At 66.0% G+C, this 18,130-nt stretch carries 16 protein-coding genes; 7 read left to right on the forward strand and 9 right to left on the reverse strand.

What is annotated here, in order from left to right:
- The first annotated feature begins 6 nt into the window (after positions 1-6).
- The 5 genes from rpsM to rplQ are packed head-to-tail and all read left to right on the forward strand — an operon-like array spanning position 7 to position 2,826.
- Positions 7-375 carry a 30S ribosomal protein S13 gene (gene rpsM, locus NOV74_RS13525; protein ID WP_257313482.1) on the forward strand — a complete coding sequence of 123 codons (369 nt, stop codon included), beginning with the start codon at positions 7-9 and terminating at the stop codon, positions 373-375.
- 12 nt (positions 376-387) lie between these two features.
- Positions 388-795 carry a 30S ribosomal protein S11 gene (gene rpsK, locus NOV74_RS13530; RefSeq protein WP_257313485.1) on the forward strand — a complete coding sequence of 136 codons (408 nt, stop codon included), beginning with the start codon at positions 388-390 and terminating at the stop codon, positions 793-795.
- A gap of 15 nt (positions 796-810) precedes the next feature.
- On the forward strand, positions 811-1,443 hold the full coding sequence (gene rpsD, locus NOV74_RS13535) for a 30S ribosomal protein S4 (protein WP_257313488.1): 633 nt from the start codon (positions 811-813) through the stop codon (positions 1,441-1,443).
- Between the two features lie 9 nt (positions 1,444-1,452).
- Positions 1,453-2,424, forward strand: a complete 972-nt coding sequence (locus NOV74_RS13540) for a DNA-directed RNA polymerase subunit alpha (protein ID WP_257313491.1) — start codon at positions 1,453-1,455, stop codon at positions 2,422-2,424.
- 9 nt (positions 2,425-2,433) lie between these two features.
- Positions 2,434-2,826 carry a 50S ribosomal protein L17 gene (rplQ, locus tag NOV74_RS13545; protein WP_257313494.1) on the forward strand — a complete coding sequence of 131 codons (393 nt, stop codon included), beginning with the start codon at positions 2,434-2,436 and terminating at the stop codon, positions 2,824-2,826.
- A gap of 60 nt (positions 2,827-2,886) precedes the next feature.
- Here rplQ and NOV74_RS13550 read toward each other — a convergent pair whose 3' ends face one another.
- Positions 2,887-4,344, reverse strand: coding sequence for a serine/threonine protein kinase (locus NOV74_RS13550; RefSeq protein ID WP_371748459.1), 1,458 nt, complete (start codon positions 4,342-4,344; stop codon positions 2,887-2,889).
- A 2-nt stretch (positions 4,345-4,346) separates the two neighbouring features.
- Positions 4,347-5,087 (reverse strand): metallophosphoesterase family protein, encoded by a 741-nt coding sequence (locus tag NOV74_RS13555; protein WP_257313502.1) that lies wholly within the window; start codon positions 5,085-5,087, stop codon positions 4,347-4,349.
- Between the two features lie 531 nt (positions 5,088-5,618).
- On the opposite strand from NOV74_RS13555, the gene NOV74_RS13560 reads away from it, so the two are divergent.
- Entirely contained in the window at positions 5,619-7,280 is a 1,662-nt protein-coding gene (locus NOV74_RS13560; protein WP_257313503.1) for an MFS transporter, read from the forward strand.
- A 306-nt stretch (positions 7,281-7,586) separates the two neighbouring features.
- Complete coding sequence (acs, locus tag NOV74_RS13565; RefSeq protein WP_257313505.1) at positions 7,587-9,539, forward strand: acetate--CoA ligase; 1,953 nt, start codon at positions 7,587-7,589, stop codon at positions 9,537-9,539.
- Positions 9,540-9,647: 108 nt separating this feature from the next.
- On the opposite strand, the gene NOV74_RS13570 is transcribed toward acs, so the two are convergent.
- From NOV74_RS13570 to NOV74_RS13600, 7 genes are all read right to left on the reverse strand, one after another.
- Positions 9,648-10,463 carry a purine-nucleoside phosphorylase gene (locus NOV74_RS13570; RefSeq protein WP_257313507.1) on the reverse strand — a complete coding sequence of 272 codons (816 nt, stop codon included), beginning with the start codon at positions 10,461-10,463 and terminating at the stop codon, positions 9,648-9,650.
- A gap of 22 nt (positions 10,464-10,485) precedes the next feature.
- Positions 10,486-12,411, reverse strand: a complete 1,926-nt coding sequence (locus NOV74_RS13575; protein WP_257313510.1) for a hypothetical protein — start codon at positions 12,409-12,411, stop codon at positions 10,486-10,488.
- A 120-nt stretch (positions 12,412-12,531) separates the two neighbouring features.
- The gene (locus NOV74_RS13580; RefSeq protein WP_257313512.1) at positions 12,532-13,605 is read right to left on the reverse strand and encodes a LysM peptidoglycan-binding domain-containing M23 family metallopeptidase; all 1,074 of its coding nucleotides are present in this window, start codon (positions 13,603-13,605) and stop codon (positions 12,532-12,534) included.
- Between the two features lie 158 nt (positions 13,606-13,763).
- Positions 13,764-14,369, reverse strand: a complete 606-nt coding sequence (moaC, locus tag NOV74_RS13585; RefSeq protein WP_257313515.1) for a cyclic pyranopterin monophosphate synthase MoaC — start codon at positions 14,367-14,369, stop codon at positions 13,764-13,766.
- Positions 14,370-14,377: 8 nt separating this feature from the next.
- A complete protein-coding gene (locus NOV74_RS13590) occupies positions 14,378-15,025 on the reverse strand; it encodes an HAD family hydrolase (protein WP_257313517.1) in 648 nt (215 codons plus the stop codon).
- 31 nt (positions 15,026-15,056) lie between these two features.
- Entirely contained in the window at positions 15,057-16,661 is a 1,605-nt protein-coding gene (gene serA / locus NOV74_RS13595; RefSeq protein ID WP_257313519.1) for a phosphoglycerate dehydrogenase, read from the reverse strand.
- Between the two features lie 119 nt (positions 16,662-16,780).
- Positions 16,781-18,085 carry a dicarboxylate/amino acid:cation symporter gene (locus NOV74_RS13600; protein WP_257313521.1) on the reverse strand — a complete coding sequence of 435 codons (1,305 nt, stop codon included), beginning with the start codon at positions 18,083-18,085 and terminating at the stop codon, positions 16,781-16,783.
- Between the last annotated feature and the right edge of the window lie 45 nt (positions 18,086-18,130).

Here is an 18,130-nt window from a genome sequence, read left to right on the forward strand (position 1 = left end):
GAAACGATGGCACGCATCTCAGGCATTGATCTGCCCATCGGAAAGCGCATCGAGATCGCGCTCACCTACATCTACGGCATCGGCCGCGCCAAGGCGCACAGCATCCTGACCCGTGCGAAGGTCGACTTCGGCACCAAGGTCCGGGATCTGACCGAGGACGAGGTCGGTCGCATCCGCCGCGTCATCACCGCCGAGGAGACCGTGGAGGGTGACCTCCGCAAGAACATCTCCCTCGACATCAAGCGGCTCATGGACATCGGCTGCTACCGCGGCCTGCGCCACCGGAAGGGCCTGCCCGTCCGTGGTCAGCGCACGCACACCAACGCCCGCACCCGCAAGGGCAAGCGACGCACCGTAGCCGGCAAGAAGAAGTAAGGCGAGGAGCACATGGCCAAGACCCAGACCCGGACCGCCGGTAAGAAGGTGGTCAAGAAGAAAGAAAAGAAGAACGTTCCCCACGGCGTGGCTCACGTCCAGGCGTCCTTCAACAACACCATCATCTCCATCTCCGATCCCACGGGGAACATGCTCTGCTGGGCTTCCAGCGGCAACCAGAACTTCCGTGGCACCCGCAAGGGCACGCCCTTCGCAGCCCAGGTGGCCGCCGGCATCGCTGCCGAGGCCGCCAAGGAGCAGGGCGTCCGCTCGGTGGACGTTCGCGTCAAGGGCCCTGGTGCCGGTCGTGAGAGCGCCATCCGCGCCCTCAACGCCGCAGGCATCCAGGTGACCAGCATCCGCGACGTCACCCCCATCCCCCACAACGGCTGCCGGCCGCCCAAGCGGCGCCGGGTTTAAGAGAGGAGGAGAGACATGGCACGTTACACAGACGCCGTTTGCCGCCTCTGCCGCCGCGAGGGCATGAAGCTTTACCTCAAGGGCGAGCGCTGCTTCAAGGAAAAGTGCTCGTTCGAGACCCGCAAGGGCAAGATCCCTGGCCAGCACGGCGCGGGCAAGATCAAGAAGCCTACCGGCTACGCCTTGCAGCTTCGCGAGAAGCAGAAGGTGAAGCGCATCTACGGTGTGCTCGAGAAGCAGTTCCGCCACTACTTTGAGAAGGCTGACGCCAAGAAGGGCGTGACGGGCCACAACCTGCTCGGTTTCCTCGAAAGCCGCCTGGACAACGTGGTCTACCGCCTGGGCTTCGCGTCCAGCCGCTCCGCCGCGCGCCAGATGGTCATGCACGGCCACGTGCGGATCAACGGCAAGCGGGTGGACATCCCCTCCTTCCAGGTGAAGCCTGGCCAGGCGGTGGAACTGGGCAGCCGCGCCCGCGAGAACGACGGGGTCAAGTCTTCCGTCGAAACCTCTGCCGGCCGCGGGATTCCCAAGTGGCTTTCTCTGGACTCCGCCGCCTTCAAGGGCCAGGTGCTTGCCGCACCGACCCGCGAGGACATCACTCTGGACATCAACGAGCAGCTGATCGTTGAACTGTATTCCAAGTAAGGGGGCAGGATGCTGAACCTCAGCGATTTCCAGAGGCCGCGATTCGCGGAGGTGACCCCCGGGTCCCTCACGGACTCCTACGGAGAATTCGTGGCCTACCCGTTTGAGCGTGGCTTCGCCACGACCGTCGGGCACAGTCTCCGCCGGGTGCTGCTCAGCAGCATCCAGGGCGCGGCGGTCACCAACGTCCGCATCAAGGGCGTTATGCATGAGTTCACCACCCTTCCCGGGGTCTGGGAGGACATCACCCACGTCCTCCTGAACCTCAAGGAAGTGCCGTTCAAGCTGCACAGCACCGAGCCCCAGACGGTGACCATCTCCGCCAAGGGCGAGGGCACGGTGACTTCGGCCGCCATCCGCTGCAACCAGAACGTGGAGGTCGTGGATCCCAACATCCACATCGCCACGCTGGGTGAAGAAGGCGAGTTGGAGATCGAGCTAGTGGTGCGTCCTGGCCGCGGCTTCGTGACCGCTGACCACAACCACGACGAGAGTCTGGGCCTGGGCTTCATCCCCATGGATGCCAACCACAGCCCGATCATCCGCGTGAACTACATCGTCGAACCCGCCCGCGTGGGCCAGAGCACGGATTACGAGAAGCTCACGCTCCAGGTGTGGACCAACGGTGCCGTCAACCCCAAGGAAGCCGTCTCCGACGCGGCCCTCATCCTGCGCGACCACTTCCTCGTGTTCGCCCGCCAGGATGAGGACTTCACCGAGATGGAGATGGGTTCCGCGACCCTGGGTGCCGAGGCCGCCAACACCTGGCTGGGCAAGTCCGTCGAAGAACTCGAACTCTCCGTGCGGGCCAACAATTGCCTCCGCAACGCCAACATCACCACCATCGGCGAGCTGGTCCAGCGGACCGAGGCTGAGCTGATGAAAACCAAGAACTTCGGCAAGAAGTCGCTCCAGGAGATCAAGGACGAGCTCGCTCGTATCGGCCTCTCCCTCGGCATGCGGCTCGAGCAGGAAGTGTAAGGAGCCCCCATGCGTCACAACGTTGCCGGCAAGCGCCTGGGCCGCACCACCAACCAGCGCAAGGCCCTCATGAAGAACCTCGCGACCGCCCTGATCCAGAGCGAGCGCATCGAGACCACCCTCGTGAAGGCCAAGGAACTCCGCACCTATGTGGAGCCCTTCATCACCCTCGCGAAGACCGATTCCGTGGCCAACCGCCGTCTGGCGATGGCCCGCCTCGGAAGCAGGGCCGCCGTCCAGAAGCTCTTCGGCGCCGACTTCCGCAAGCGTTTCGAAAGCCGCCCCGGTGGCTACACCCGCATCCTCAAGATGGCCCATCGCCTCGGCGACGCGGCTGACATGGCCCTCATCGAGTTCGTGGACTACACCCTCCCCGAGCCCAAGGCCGAGGACGCTGAGTAGACCTCCACCGCCATGATGGAAACGCCCCGGTCCGCCGGGGCGTTTCCACGTACCGAAGGATCACCCCACCGTCCAGGGGACGTCGGACTGATCCTCAGGTTCCTGGCTGAAGTCCGACTTCCGCAGCCGACGGGAGCGGACCACCGTGACCGTGCAGGGGGCCTGAGCGGCGACCTGGCTGGAGACGCTGCCCAGGAGGGAACGGCGGAGGGAGCTGGCGCGGGCGCCAATCACCACGTGGTCCACGCGGTTGGCGTTCACGTAATGGAGAATGGCCGAGGCGGAATCCGGAGACTGCAGCACATGGAAGCTGATCCGGCCCTCCTCCAGGCCCAGGCTTTCCGCCCAGTGACGGAGCTCCACCAGGCGCTGGAGGTGGATATTTCGGCCCTGGTCGTCCACGGTCTGATCCAGCGTGATGCGCCCCAGCTTGAACACGTTCAGGCAGGCCACCCGGGCCCCCGGGAGGGCGGGTAGCATGTGGGCCACCATGGTGCGAAGCAGCTCGGCGGTGGGAGCCGCTTCGGGGGAGAGATCGATGGCCACCGCGAGGATGGGCGCGTCCCCATCGTGCTGAGTGGGGGTCTTGCCCGTGGGAATCGAGAGCTCCCGATCCGCGAAGCGGCGCCGGAGGACCGTGGTGAAGGAGTCCTGACGCAGCTTCTCCGAGCGGGCGGTCAGCTTCACCTGATCGGGGTGCCGAAGGGCCAGGGCCAGATGGGCGGCGGTGGGGTAGCGCCAGGCCGGATGCACCTCCAGGCAGCGCAGGATGATTTCCTGGAGCCAAGGCGGGCAGTCCGGGCGGAGCAGACGCGGAGGCACCGAATCCCGCCAGAGGCGGCGCTTCAGGCCGGACAGGCGCTGGGGATCGCCAAAGGGCCGCACGCCCGTAACGAAGAAATACATCAGCACGCCCAAGGCGAACTGGTCGCTGCGGGGGTCCTTCCGGAAGCCGAGGACCTGCTCCGGGGCCATGTAGGGCGCGGTGCCGTAGGGCAGCCGGAACTCCTCGCCCATCAAGTCGGGCAACTCATCGTGGTGCGACAGGCCGAAGTCGATAAGGACCATCTCGCCGGTGGGCCGGGTAAGGAGGTTGGAAGGCTTCACATCCAGGTGGACCACATGCTGGCGATGGAGGTCGTCCAGGGCCATGGCGATGCGTGCGCCCAGGGCCGCCACCTCCGCCCACGGCAGGGGCAGCTGGGTCAGTCTTGGCAGGAGGGAAGGGCCGGGGATCCGCTCCATGACCAGGTAGGGTTGGAGGCCGGTGGTGCCTTGGGCGATGAACTTGGGCACATGGGGTCCCGACAGGCGCGGGAGGATCATCTGCTCCATCTCGAAGCCGACGATGGCGGCAGGGTCGGTGCCTTCTGACAGGATCGGCGCCTTCACCAGCAGGGGGAACGGGATGTCGGGATGGGAGGCGGCCCAGAGCGAGGCCATGCCGCCCCGGTGAATGCGCTCACCGACGCAGAAGCCGTCGAGGATGGTTCCGGGTGCGATCGTCTCCGGGTGCATGCTCATCGTCCTTCCCGGAGCCGCCTCGCCAGGGCCGGAGGCAGGCCAGCCTCCAGAATTGACGCGGCGGCCGCCTGGACATCATAGGGCACCCGGAAGTGGGTGATCTCGGAAGTGGTGGTGTCGAGCAGGGCATAGGCCGCGGCTGGATTGCCATCGCGAGATTGTCCGACCGCGCCGACCACGGTCAGCCAGCGGCGGTGGGGAGGCAAGGGCACGGGCACGGAGGGGACGGGGGTGAAGGAGACCAACTGGCCAGTGGCAGTGATGCCGTGCAGGGCTGGCAAATGGGTGTGGCCGCAGAAGACCGTCTGCGCCCGGCTGGCTTCCAGCGCCCGGCGGGCATCCCGGCTCTCGCGGATGTAGATCCAGGGTGGATAGGTCTGGGGGCTGGCATGCACGTACAGGCGGGTTCCGTCCTCGAACCGCAGAGGCAGGCTGGAAAGAAAATCCCTCGCCGCAGGGCCCAGTTGGCCGCGGGTCCAAGCCATGGCGGTCTCCGCATCCGGAGTCATGACGTCCCGGTCGTTGGCCACGGCCTGATCGTGGTTGCCGGCCACGGCGGTCGCCCCCCGCGCGGCCTCGGCCATGATCTGCTCCATTACTTCGTTCGGCTGGGCGCCGTAGCCCACGTAATCGCCGAGGAACACGAGGCGATCCATGCGCTGGCCCCGGGCATGCTCAAGGCAGGCCTCCAGCGCGAGCCGGTTGGCATGAATGTCTGCCATGAGGGCGATGCGCATCGGCGTGGTCCGGAGGATGGAGGGTCAGGGACCATGATAGGGGTTCGAGCCCACCCCTGGGGGGTTGGCTGTCCCTGAGGTGGGTTAGGCGAGCTCCACCGCTCCCCGGAATCTGCCTACCCTCGCGGGCAGGGCTCAGGTCTTCCCGGATGGGGGATCCAGTCACCAGGTATAAGGCGATCGGATGGTCGTCTTATACCTCAACTTACGGCAATTTTTCCCCGCTAAAAAAAAATGGGCCTTCGGACAGAGACATGCTTGACCCGGAGGAAAGGAGTGCGTTACCTAAGGGTCAGCCAATCCATCCCAACCCGTTCCGCGGGGCCAGTCCATCGCGAACGCCATATAGCCTTCCCTCACTCCCGTCTGGAGTGGTCCAGGCGTAACCCATCCAACTGTCCCGGTCCAGGCCGGCATTACGAAGGGGGATATCGAGAGGTTCCGCATCTGATGTGTCATCCAGCCCAAACGCTGAAGGATCACTGAACGCATAGCTCCAACTTGAAGGAACGCTCAAGGAGGCAACAAGACATGGCCATTGCAACTGAGCAAGTCGCGGCAAGGACTCCACTCACCAAGGAAGAACGCATGGTGATCGTGGCATCGTCCGTGGGGACGGTGTTCGAGTGGTACGACTTCTACCTCTACGCCACGCTGGCGCCCTTCTTCGCGACCCTGTTCTTCCCCAAAGGGAACGACACAGCCGCCCTGCTCTCCGCCTTCGCGGCCTATGCGGCCGGCTTCCTGGTGCGGCCCTTCGGTGCCCTGGTCTTCGGGCGCATCGGTGATCTCATCGGCCGGAAGTACACCTTCCTGGTGACCATCGTGGTGATGGGCCTCTCGACCTTCGGGGTCGGCCTCTTGCCAACCTTCGCCAGCATCGGTTGGTGGGCCCCTATCATCATGGTCACCCTGCGCCTTTGCCAGGGCTTGGCCCTGGGCGGTGAGTACGGCGGTGCTGCCACCTACGTGGCCGAGCACTCCGCTCATGACCGTCGTGGCTACAACACCAGCTGGATCCAGACCACGGCCACCGTGGGCTTCTTCCTCTGCCTTGGCATCATCATGGCCTGCCGCCACGGCATGACCAGTGCGGCCTTTGCCGACTGGGGCTGGCGCATCCCCTTCCTGATGTCCATCATCCTGCTCGGTGTGTCCGTCTGGATCCGCCTGAAGCTGCACGAATCCCCCGTCTTCACGAAGATGAAGGCCGAGGGCAAGACCTCAAAGGCGCCCCTCAGTGACAGCTTCCTGAAGTACCCCAACAACAAGTACGCGCTGCTCGCCCTCCTCGGCGCCACCGCGGGACAGGGCGTGGTGTGGTACACCGGCCAGTTCTACGCCCTCTTCTTCATGCAGATCACGCTGAAGCTGGACTACCAGACCACGTACATGATGATCGGCGCCTCGCTGTTGCTGGGCACGCCCTTCTTCATCTTCTTCGGCTGGCTGTCGGACAAGATCGGCCGCCTGAAGATCATCCTGGCGGGCTGCCTTATCGCCGCCGTCACCTTCTTCCCCATGTTCAAGGCCTTGACCCACTACGTGAACCCGGCCCTGGAGAAGTTCCAGAACTCCACTGTGATCACCGTGGCGGGCAATCCCAAGGACGAGACATTCAACCTCTTCGTCGGGCCCTGGAGCAAGTTCTCCGAACTGGACCGCGTGAACGACTTCTTCGGGAAGCAGGGCCTCAACTTCAACAAGATCGCCCCTGAGCCCGGCAAGATGGCTGTCGCCACCATCGAAGGCAGGAACCCCACCACGGGTCAGGTCACCACCGTGCGCGTGGAGGGGTGGAGTGCGGCCTCGGAAGGGGCCCTGAAGAAAGCCTTGAACGACCTTGGGTATCCCAAGGAGGCCGACAAGTCCCAGGTCAACTACCCCATGACCCTCCTGATCCTGTTCATCTTCCTCATCTACGTGACCATGGTGTATGGGCCCATTGCGGCCTTCCTGGTGGAGCTCTTCCCCACCAACATCCGCTACACCTCCATGTCGCTGCCTTACCACATCGGCAATGGCTGGTTCGGCGGCATGCTGCCCCTCATCGCCACCGCCATGGTGGCCCTGCACGGCAACATCTATTACGGCCTCTGGTATCCCATCATCGTGGCTCTCATCACGGTGGTGATCGGTGCCCTGTTCTTGAAGGAAACCAAGGATCGGGACATCACCACGTATCAGCACTGATCCAACTTCCCGGCGGCCTCCCCGCCGGGAAAGCAGCAGGGGCCGGGCGAAGGGATCATCCCGCTGCCCGGCCCCATCTGCCGAGACCCTGGATGTGATCTCATTCCTGCCATCGGCCTGGAGTCTCTACCCAAGGTAACGATTACTGGACAGGGGTTCGCCCGGGCCGGAGAATGGTCGCCACCCCCCACCCCTTCAGCGTCTTTCCCAGCCTGACGGACCTGCGTGGAGATTCAGGCCTCCACAGCCATCCACACGCTCCTCCGCCACTTTTCGAATTCATCCCACCCCTGGCACGGAGCCGACATGTCCGAAGACCTCTTCCCCGTGAAGCCCCATATTCGTGAGCGGGCCCATATCAAGTCCATGGAGGAGTACCAGCGGCTGTACCGCCTGTCGTTGGACAACCCAGAGTGGTTCTGGGGGGAGCAGGCGAAAGCCCTCACCTGGTTCCATCCCTGGCAATCCGTCTTCGACGCGGACTACAAGGAAGTGGACTTCTCCTGGTTCTCCGGCGGGCGCCTCAACGCCTGCTTCAACTGCGTGGACCGGCACCTGCCGCACCTGGGGGATAAGACTGCCCTCATCTGGGCCCAGGACGAGCCCGGCGTCTACACCCACATCACCTATCGCGACCTCAAGCACCACGTGGCGCGGGTGGCCAATGTGCTCCTGCACAACGGTGTGAAGAAGGGTGATCGCGTCTGCATCTACCTCACCATGATCCCGGAGTTGGTCTACACCATGCTGGCCTGCGCCCGCATCGGCGCCGTGCATTCCGTGGTGTTTGGCGGGTTCTCCGCAGAGTCGCTGCGGGACCGCATCGTGGACGCCCATTGCAAGGTGGTAGTCACGGCCAACGAGGGTCTGCGGGGAGGCAAACGGGTACCGCTCAAGCGCACCGTGGACCGTGCCATCGAAGGGATGTCCCTGGTGGAGACGGTGCTGGTGGCCCGCCGTACGGACGGTGACGTGCCCATGCAGCCGGGTCGCGACCTGTGGCTGGACGAGGAGACCGCCAAGCAGCGCTCCACCTGCACCAGCGAATGGATGGGTGCGGAGGATCCGCTCTTCATCCTCTACACCTCCGGCAGCACGGGCAAGCCCAAGGGCCTGCTCCACACCACCGGCGGCTACCTCACCTACGCCGCGTTCACCCACAAGCTGGTCTTCGACTACCACCCGGACGACATCTATTTCTGCGCTGCCGACGTCGGCTGGGTCACGGGCCACAGCTACATCGTTTACGGCCCCCTGGCCAATGGCGCCACCTCGGTGATCTTCGAATCCACGCCGCTCTACCCGGATGCGGGCCGCTACTGGCAGATCGTGGACGACCTCGGCGTGAACATCCTCTACACGGCGCCCACGGCCCTGCGCGCCCTGGCCCAGGCCGGGGACAGCTGGATCAAGAAATACAGCCGCAAGTCGCTGCGCATCCTCGGTACCGTCGGCGAGCCCATCAACCCCGAGGTCTGGCGCTGGTACCACGACGTGGTGGGCGAAGGCCGCTGCACGGTGGTGGACACCTGGTGGCAGACCGAAACCGGCGGCATCCTCATCACGCCGCTGCCGGGGGTGACCCCCACCAAGCCGGGTTCGGCCACCTTGCCCTTCTTCGGGGTGAAACCCGTCATCGTGGATCCCGCCACCGGCGTTCCCCTGGAGGGCAACGATGTCTCCGGCGCCCTCTGCCTCGGCGCCCCCTGGCCGGGCCAGGCCCGCACGGTCCATGGCGATCACAAGCGCTTCCGGGACACCTACTTCACCCAGTACCCGGGCTACTACTTCACGGGCGACGGCGCCCGGCGGGACGAGGACGGCTACTACTGGATCACCGGACGCATCGACGACGTCATCAACGTGTCCGGCCATCGCCTCGGTACGGCTGAGGTGGAAAGCGCCCTGGTGGCTCACGAAGCCGTGGCCGAGGCCGCCGTGGTGGGCTACCCGCACCCCATCAAGGGCCAGGGCATCTACTGCTATGTGCTGCTCAACAATGGCTACGCGGAACAGGGCAACCAGCAGCTCATCGGCGCCCTCAAGGAGCAGGTGCGGCAGGTCATCGGTGCCTTCGCCGCCCCGGATGTCATCCACATTTCCTCAGGCCTGCCCAAGACCCGCAGCGGCAAGATCATGCGGCGCATCCTGCGGAAAATCGCCTCTTCCGAGTACGACGGCATGGGCGACATCTCCACCCTGGCCGAGCCGGATGTGGTCAACCGGCTCATCGAGGAACACCAAAAGAACAACGCCTGATGCTCTCCGGGGGTTCTCCCCACCACGCATGCGTGGCGGGGAGAACCCCCGGACCCCCACGGAGAAGCCCGGCAAAGCCGGGCTTCTCCGTTTTTCTGCTTGTGGGAGCTATAGGGGCAGGTCGCGCACGAAGGCCCGCACCAGGGCCTCGAAGCGGCCCGCGGCCGCCGCGCCGGCTTCGAGCACTTCCTGGTGGGTGAGGGCCTGGGGCAGGATGCCAGCCGCCATGTTGCAGAGGCAGGAGATCCCCGCCACGCGCATGCCCTCGTGCCGGGCGACGATGGCTTCGGGAACGGTGCTCATGCCCACGGCATCGGCGCCGAGGAGGCGGAAGGCGCGGATCTCGGCGGGCGTCTCGTAACTCGGTCCGGTCAGCCCCAGGTAGACCCCCTGGCGGAGGGTCTGTCCGAGCCCCGCGGCGCAGGCAGCCAGATGGGTCCGGAAGGCCGGATCGTAGACGGCGGTCATGTCCGGGAAGCGCGGGCCGGGCTCCACGTTCAGGCCGATGAGCGGGTTGGTGCCGAACAGGTTGATGTGGTCCGTGAGGGCCATGAGCTCGCCCACGCCAAAAGCCGGGTTGAGGGCCCCGGCCGCATTGGTGAGCAGCACCGCCTTCACGCCGAGGCGCCCGTAGAGGCGCATGGGTGTGACCACGAGGGGCATGGGATGGCCCTCGTAGAAGTGGAAGCGCCCCGCCTGGAGGACGGTCTTCCGGCCTTCGAATTCGCAGAAGACCAGCTTGCCGCCATGGCCGGCCACTGTGGGGGCCGGGAAGCCGGGCAGGTCCGTGAAGGGGATGGCTGACCCCGCCATCGCCTCGGCGCTTTCGGCCAAGGCGCCCAGGCCGGAGCCCAGGACGATGGCGAGTTCTGGAACAAAGGGCGCCCGGGCCTGCAGGGCCTGGAGGGCGGCGGAGGCAGTCATGGCAACTCCCGAAACGGTCGGGCTAGAGGCTGGGTGTGAAGCTCACGGTTACCGCGACATCTGGCTGGAGGGCGTCGGGGCTCTTCAACCGCGCGCGGACCGGATAGTAGACCGGCGGGGTGATGCTCGCTGCGAAGACGATGGCCTGAGTGCTGCCTCCAGCACCCGTGAAGGTGTAGGTCTGGTCAAGGTAGGGCAGGTCCAGGTCGAGTTCGCCGCCGGCCGCCAGCGCGGGGGAAATCGTCACGCCGATCACGTAGCGCTTGTCGGCGCTCAAGCTGAAACCGCTGTAGAACACCTCGTCCTCGGACAGGTTCGGGTAGGTGCCCCGCACCTGGACGGCTTTGGCCATGCTGAGGGTGAAGGGTGCCAGCGGGGTGGTGAGGGCATTGGGATCCGTGCCCCAGCCCACCGCGAAGGAAGCGTAGGACCCGGTGGTGGGCCGGGGCCAAGGAACACCATAGGGCGCGGTGAGGGAGGTCAGGGCCGAATCGGTGAAGAGGGTGGCGAGATCGACCGGTTCGATGGCGACCTTGCCCTCCTTGAGGCGGGAAAGCTGAGAGTAGATGTTGAGGGGTTCCGCGCCCTGGGTGCTGTCGGCAGAGGTCCGGGCGGGGGATATGAAGAAGCGGGCGGCGGTCAGAGCGTTGAGGGTGGACCAGGTGGTGGGCGTTCCAGGGCTGGCCACGCTGTTTGCTTTGAGGATGATCTCCCAGGCCAGGGCGCGGAGGGCGGGAGCGGAGTATGGCGTGAGCTGGGCGGAGGTCAGGCTGCTGATGTCCCGGATATCCACCACCGGGGCGGCCAGGGTGGAGCCCTGGGTGTCCGCCAGGTAGGGGGACTTGAGGATGTTCGCAGCCATGGCCTCAGCCAATCCCTCGATCCGCGCCATATCCGGGCTCAGGTCGGTGAGGGCCGCCGCGACGGGCAGCAGGGGCGCCCGGGGGATACTGTAGGTCCGGCCGGTGTTGCCGTTGAAGAGGGCGTTCCGCGCGATCAGGGGCAGGATCACGCCCTCGTCCCAGGCGTCATCGTTGGTCGGGCCGCCCTGGAGCGAACCGAAATAATGCAGGTTTGCGAGATGGTCGTCGTAGGCCAAGGGGTAGACCGAGCGGTCGTATTCCACGAAGGACCCGCGGGGCTCAGAGACGCCTGGAGCGTAGTGGAGGTCCAGCGTGGCCCCGGGGGTGGCAAGGCCGTAAATGTTCTTGAAATTGGCGATGGTATCGCCGATGGCCAGGATGCGACTGCCCGTACCGACCGTCCGGCCAGGCAGGGTGGTCTCATCAATCGGGTTAGCAGCGTCAAGGGCAACCGAGCTACCGAAGACGTAGCTCGAATTGACCAGCCACCAGGCATCGGTGAGCCCAATCGCGAAATTAACGACGCTATTCCCGGTGGGGATGGCGGCCGGGGTTGGATTTCCCGCAGGGGTGGTGCCGTCCACTGCCTTGCGCATGGCATAGCGGTAGCGGACCGCCTGGGGGAGGGTGCTGTTGATGCCGGCGGGGTCGCCGACAAGGTTGATGGAGTGGCCTTCCCCGCCGTCGAAGGTGCTTAGCAGCTCGACCATGAGGGGCTTGTCTTTGGGCACGGACACAGCGTAATTGCCATTGGCATCCGTGAAGGTCGATCCGCCGGGAAGCACAAGCCAGGAGGATTGGGTGGTTCCATCGGAATTGACCTGGTCATAGCGCTGGTAGACCCGGACCATCACGCCCTTGGCGGGCAACGTCGTGAGGTTGGTCGCGACGGTGCTGTCCACCAGGCCGGTGGGCACGCCATTGGTGTCTGTGGCGAGGGGCACGCGGGTGTAGGTGACGGTTCCGGACACAGCGATGGTCGTGGCGGCGGTGGTGGCCCCGCCCTTACTTCCTCCGCAGGCCAGCGCCGTCGCGAGGAGCGCGACGGCCCCCAGGGCTCGAAGGGAAGCTCGGTACAGCGGCATGACCACCTCAAAACGGCGAAAGGATCAAGTCTAGCATGGCGTCCACGGCCGATCCCGCGTCGGGATACGGTGGGACGCTTCCTTCCAGTGCCGCGGGTGGCGCGGAGGTTCAGAGTGCTCTTAGCGCCGGGCGCCGGTCCCCAGCAAGGCGTTCTGGGCGGCGAGTTCGGCCGGCACTTCCTCTTCGTCATCGAGAACCGGCAGCGGGTTCCGCTGCACGCCATCGATCTTGAGCTCGAAGTGGAGGTGTGGGCCTGTGGCATTACCGGTGCGGCCCACCTCGGCGATCTTCTGGCCCCGCCGGACGATGTCGCCCTCGTGGACCAGGTTCAGCTTGTGATGGGCGTACAGCGTGGCCACTCCATTCCCGTGATCCACCACCACATAGTTGCCGTACTGCTTGTGCTTTCCGGCCATCACCACCTGGCCATCCATGGCCGCGAACACGGCCGTGCCGGTGGGGGCGGCGAGATCGATGCCGCGGTGGCGGCCCTTGTAGCGGATCCGCTTCTTGCGATGATTCTTCACCCGGACGGTCTTGGTGCGCATGCGGGGGCCCCAGGCCGAGCTGATGGTGCGGGTTTCCACGGGCCAGAGCAGGTCGAGGTGGTCGGGGTCGGCCGGCGTGAAGGTCGGCAACAGGGCATTCAACTCGGCCTCGCTGACCGGCGGCATCACCGACTGCATCCGGGCCAGGAGCTGGGACGGCGTGCCCGGGGCAAGATGGGCCTCGAGGTGGCCGGAGGTCGCCTGGCCGCCAGTCGCGGCGGGCACAACGGCGCGGACCTGGTAGGGCAGCAGGCGCTCCAGGTGGGGCATGGGGGTCGAGGGCACCACAGCGGCCGCAGGCAGGGCCGGCAGGGCCACCCGGGGGGTCACGGGGAGGGCCTGGATCGGAGCCGCGTCGTCCGGTTCCGAAAGGGCGGCCACAGCCGAAGTCCGGGAGGGACGCACCTTCAGGCGCAGACCGACGGAGAGCTTGGACAGCTTCCGACCAGGGTTCAGGGCCGCGAGGTCAGCGAGGCTCATTCCATGGGCCCGGGCAACCGCACCAGCGGTCTCGCCTTTGCGCACGAGGTGGACGGCACCATCATCGGCGGGCCTGGAGGAGGTCTTCTTGGAGGTCCGCTTCGGCGCGGCCTGAAGGCCAAGGCTGAGGGACGCGAGAACGAGGGTCAGGACGGCAAAACGCATGGGGTAACTCCCGGCTGGAACGGAAAAGCCTGCTTCGCTAGGCCTCCTTGAGGGGGTCGTGACCCCGGTCTTCGATGAAATAGGAAAAGTCCAATCCCCATCCTACCGGGGCCCTGGAACCTTGCATATGCAAATGTTTTCCAACTGGGATGGCTGACTCAGGGCTCCCAGGGGCAATCCGCCCAAGGCAGGGTCACGGTGCCCCGTCGCCCACCCTCCTTGCGGAGGAGGCGGGCCGGACCGATGGCCATGCCGTGGCTCACGGCCTTGAGCATGTCGTAGAGCACCAGCAGGCCCACGGTCACGCCCGCCAGGGCCTCCATTTCGATGCCCGTGCGCCCCTCGCAGCTCACGGCCACCCGCAGCCAGGCCCGCCGGGCGACGGGGTCCCAATGGTGGAGGACATCCACGGCCTCGATGGCCAGGGGATGGGCCAAGGGGATCAGGTCCGAGGCCCGCTTCACCCCGCCCACCGCACCGAGGCGGGCCACCGACCAGGGATCGCCCTTGGGGCCGCCGCCCTTCGCCAGGGCCTCGGCGGCGGGGACGTCCAGTTCCAGGTAGCCCGCCGCCACGGCCAGGCGTCGGGTCACGGCCTTGGCCGACACATCCACCATCTTGGGGCGACCTTCGGGATCGAGGTGCGTGAGTTCAGCCATGCCGGCTCCTGGGTTGGGGGTGGCCTCGATCTCAGGCTTGGCCTGGGATCGAGCCCGGACCGTCTTGGGGCGGCCTTCGGGATCGAGGTGCGTGAGTTCAGCCATCGTCAGCCCTACACCCAGGCGAGGAGGATATCCCGCAGCGCCGCCGTATCCGGGGCGTAGGCCCGGGGGCCGCAGGCGGCCAGGGCCTCCTGGGGATAGAAGCCGTGGCCCACGGCTAGGCTGGGCACCCCGGCGGCCCGGGCCATGTCCAGATCGAAGGGGGTGTCGCCGACCATGAGGATCTCCTCTGGGGCGAGGCCCGTGCGGGCTTGCATCAGCTCCAGGGTCTCCGGGTGCGGCTTGCCGTGGGTGACGTCATCGGGCGTGATGATGGGATCGAAGAAGGTCTCCCAGCCGAACCGGGCCATCTGGCGCAGGAGGGGGACGGTCCGCTTGGAGGTGGCCACGCCCATGCGCTGACCCCGGGCCCGAAGTTCCCCCAGCAACTCAGGGATGCCTTCGAAGGGCTGCATCAGGTACTCATGCTCGGCATGGCCGAAGCTGCGGTAGGCCTGCAGGACCGTGTCGTGGTCCAGGCCCAGGGGCCCGAAGGTGTTCCGGATGCCGGCCTCCACGGGGAGGCCCACATATTTGAGCCATTCGGCCATGACAGAGCGCGGCTGACCCAAGGCATCCAGGGCGTGGGCCATGCCGGCCTCGATGAGGGGGCGGCTGTCCACCAGCGTGCCGTCGAAGTCCCAGGCGATGAGTTTCAAAGAGGCCTCCAGACCTCCATCATCGCATTCTCTACGCGGGAGCGGCCGAGGGCAGGTGCAGCGCACGGACGAAGGTGGCGTCCGTGGCCCGCTGGAGTTCGGCGACCACATGGGGTGGGACCGGCGTGTCCACGGAGAGGACCACCATGGCCTCGCCCTTCCGTTCCCGACGCCCCAGGTTCATGCAGGCGATGTTGACGTCGTGCTGGCCGAGCACGGTGCCGATCTTCCCGATCATGCCCGGGCGGTCCAGGTAGCTGAGCAGGAGCATGTGCTCCTCGGGCATGAAGTCCATGGCGTAGTCCCGCAGGCGGACGATGCGGGGGGTGCCTTCGAAGAGGGTGCCGGACAGCACGCGGGTCTTGCCGCTGCCCTCCAGTGTGAGGGTCACCAGGTTGGAGAAGGCGCCGCCGTCCGTGGACTTGCGCTCCTCGACCACCAGGCCGATGCGCTCGGCCACCAGGTTGGCGTTGACCATGTTCACGGGCTGGTCCGTGGCGCGGCCAAGCATGGCGGCCAGACCGCTCACCGTGAGGGGCGAACAATCGTGGTGGGCGATGGCCCCGGCGAAGCCGAAGGTGACGCGGTCCAGACTGCCCTTCAGGAGCTGGAGGCCGAATTCGCTGAGCACGGCCAGGAGCTTGAAGTAAGGACGCATCTGATCCATGACCGCCGGATCGAAGTGCGGCAGGTTCACGGCGTTCTCCAAGGGGGCACCGTCCAGGTAGCTGAGAATCTCCCGGGAGACGTCAATGGCCACATTGACCTGGGCCTCCTGGGTGTTGGCGCCCAGGTGGGGTGTGACCACCATCCGTTCGTGGCCGATGAGGCCCTTGAGCACATCGGTCTTGGGCGGTTCTTCAGACCAGACGTCCACGGCCGCCAAGGCCACCTTGCCGGAGTCGAGGGCCGCCAGCAGGGCCGGCTCATCCAGGATGCCGCCGCGGGCCACATTGAGCAGGATGACGCCCTCCTTCATGAGGGCCAGCTGCTCGGGGCCGATCATGCCGCGGGTCTCGTCGTTCAGCGGCGTGTGCACCGTGAGGATGTCGCAGGACCGGCAGAGTTCCTCCAGATCGACCAGGCGCACGCCCAGGTCCTGGGCGCGCTTGGCGCTGATGTAGGGGTCGCAGCCCAGCACCTCGCACTCGAAGGCCTTTAGGCGTGTGGCCACCCGGCCTCCCACCTTCCCGAGGCCGATCACACCGGCGGTCTTGCCCTTCAATTCCACGCCCGTGAACTTCGCCCGCTTCCACTCGCCGGCCTTGAGGCTGGCGCAGGCGGCAGGCACGTGGCGACAGGCGGAGAGGAGGAGGGCCAGGGTGTGTTCGGCGGCGCTGTTGGTGTTGCCGAAGGGGGCGTTCACCACGATGACGCCCTTGGAGCTGGCGTAGTCCACATCCACGTTGTCGATGCCGACGCCTGCCCGGGCCACGATCTTCAGCCGCGTGGCCGCGTCGAGCAGGGCCTTGTCCACGGTGGTGCCGCTGCGGGTGATGATGGCGTCGTACTCGCCGATGCAGGCGTACAGGGCCTCCTTGGACAGCCCGAGGCGGACGTCAAGGGTGATGCGTGGGTCGCGCTGGAGCAGGGCTAAACCCTCGCCAGTCACCTCATCGGTCACGATGATCTTCATGGAGCCCCCGTCGGATCCTGATGCTGCGCCGCATTGGGAATCCATCACGATAGCGGCGGATGGCTTTCGAGACAAGGATTTGGGCCCTGAACCCGCGCCCTACCTCTGGTAGCGCTTGCTCAGATGTCTTGATCAGGCAGCGGTTCGGGATCGGTCCCGAACACGCCTTCCCACCTGGCGACCACCACGCTGGCCAGGCCGTTACCGATGACATTCACGGTGGTGCGGGCCATGTCCATGATCTCGTCCACCGCCAGCAGCATGGCGACGCCCGCCTCGCCGGGCAGGCCGAAGCTGCCGCAGGTGCCGGCGATGATGACGAGGGTGGCCCGGGGCACGCCCGCCACGCCCTTGCTGGTGAGCATGAACGTGAAGACCATCAGCAGCTGCTGGCCCAGGCTCATGTGGATGCCGGCGGCCTGGGCGATGGTGAGGCTGGCCAACACCAGGTAGAGCGTGGAGCCGTCCAGGTTGAAGCTGTAGCCCGTGGGAATGACGAAGCTGGCCACCTGGCGGGGCACGCCGAAGCGGACGACCTCCTCCAGCAGCTTGGGCAGGGCGGCTTCGCTGCTGGCCGTGCTGAAGGCCGTCAACGCGGGATCCTTGATGGCCTTCACGAAGCCCAGGACGCGGATGCCGGCCAGCCAGGCCACGGGCACGAAGACGAGGATGAACAGCAGGGTGAGGGCCAGGTAGAGACTTCCCACCAGGAGGCTGTACTGCTTGAGCAGGTGGAACACCGCCGGCCAGCCCTTGATGATCGAACCATTCACCGTGTGCCCTGCGGCCATGTGGCTCACGTTGTAGGCCATGGCGCCAAAGACGCCCAGGGGCGTGAGGGTCATCACAAAGTCGGTGTACTTGAACATGGTCTGGGCCACGCCATCGAAGAAGGCGAGCACCGGCTTGCCGCGCTCACCCACCTTGGTGAGGGCGATGCCGAAGAGGGTGGCGAAGATCACCACGGGCAGGATGTCGCCTTCGGCCGCGTGCTGGATGAGGTTGGACGGGAACATGTGGAGGGCGATCTCCCAGCCGGTCTTCGCCTTGGCGGCCGCCACCCCCGCGTGGGCGCCCAGGTCCATGGGCAGGTTCGCCCCGGGCTTCACCCAGTTGGCCACGCCCAGGCCGATGAACAAGGCCAGCGTGGTGATGACTTCGAAGTAGATCAGTGCCTTGGCACCCATGCGACCCACGGCCCGGATGTCTCCGGTCTGGGCGATGCCCACGATGATGGTGGACAGCAGCAGGGGGACGATGAGGCCCTTGATGAGACTGATAAAAGCTTTGGAGAGGAACCGGAAGGTGTCGTAGGCCCAAGGGTACTGATCCTGGGGCAGGAAGCCGCCGAGCCCCACGCCCATGAGCAGGCCCACGAAGATCCAGAAGGTACTCGAGCGATACCAGGGTCGCTTGACGGTCACAGAAACCTCACACCGGGAAAGGGCAAGTTTGGCATGGGACGGCGC

The organism is Geothrix fuzhouensis (genome assembly GCF_024609325.1).
Taxonomy (GTDB): Bacteria; Acidobacteriota; Holophagae; order Holophagales; family Holophagaceae; genus Geothrix; species Geothrix fuzhouensis.

Excerpts from the sequence above, each read along its gene's own strand:
- serA (WP_257313519.1), bottom strand. The coding sequence starts at position 16,661 with ATGAAGATCATCGTGACCGATGAGGTGACTGGCGAGGGTTTAGCCCTG.
- NOV74_RS13570 (WP_257313507.1), bottom strand. The coding sequence starts at position 10,463 with ATGACTGCCTCCGCCGCCCTCCAGGCCCTGCAGGCCCGGGCGCCCTTT.
- rpsK (WP_257313485.1), top strand. The coding sequence starts at position 388 with ATGGCCAAGACCCAGACCCGGACCGCCGGTAAGAAGGTGGTCAAGAAG.
- rplQ (WP_257313494.1), top strand. The coding sequence starts at position 2,434 with ATGCGTCACAACGTTGCCGGCAAGCGCCTGGGCCGCACCACCAACCAG.
- NOV74_RS13555 (WP_257313502.1), bottom strand. The coding sequence starts at position 5,087 with ATGCGCATCGCCCTCATGGCAGACATTCATGCCAACCGGCTCGCGCTG.
- rpsM (WP_257313482.1), top strand. The coding sequence starts at position 7 with ATGGCACGCATCTCAGGCATTGATCTGCCCATCGGAAAGCGCATCGAG.
- NOV74_RS13580 (WP_257313512.1), bottom strand. The coding sequence starts at position 13,605 with ATGCGTTTTGCCGTCCTGACCCTCGTTCTCGCGTCCCTCAGCCTTGGC.
- rpsD (WP_257313488.1), top strand. The coding sequence starts at position 811 with ATGGCACGTTACACAGACGCCGTTTGCCGCCTCTGCCGCCGCGAGGGC.
- NOV74_RS13560 (WP_257313503.1), top strand. The coding sequence starts at position 5,619 with ATGGCCATTGCAACTGAGCAAGTCGCGGCAAGGACTCCACTCACCAAG.
- NOV74_RS13550 (WP_371748459.1), bottom strand. The coding sequence starts at position 4,344 with ATGCACCCGGAGACGATCGCACCCGGAACCATCCTCGACGGCTTCTGC.
- moaC (WP_257313515.1), bottom strand. The coding sequence starts at position 14,369 with ATGGCTGAACTCACGCACCTCGATCCCGAAGGCCGCCCCAAGACGGTC.
- NOV74_RS13575 (WP_257313510.1), bottom strand. The coding sequence starts at position 12,411 with ATGCCGCTGTACCGAGCTTCCCTTCGAGCCCTGGGGGCCGTCGCGCTC.
- acs (WP_257313505.1), top strand. The coding sequence starts at position 7,587 with ATGTCCGAAGACCTCTTCCCCGTGAAGCCCCATATTCGTGAGCGGGCC.
- NOV74_RS13540 (WP_257313491.1), top strand. The coding sequence starts at position 1,453 with ATGCTGAACCTCAGCGATTTCCAGAGGCCGCGATTCGCGGAGGTGACC.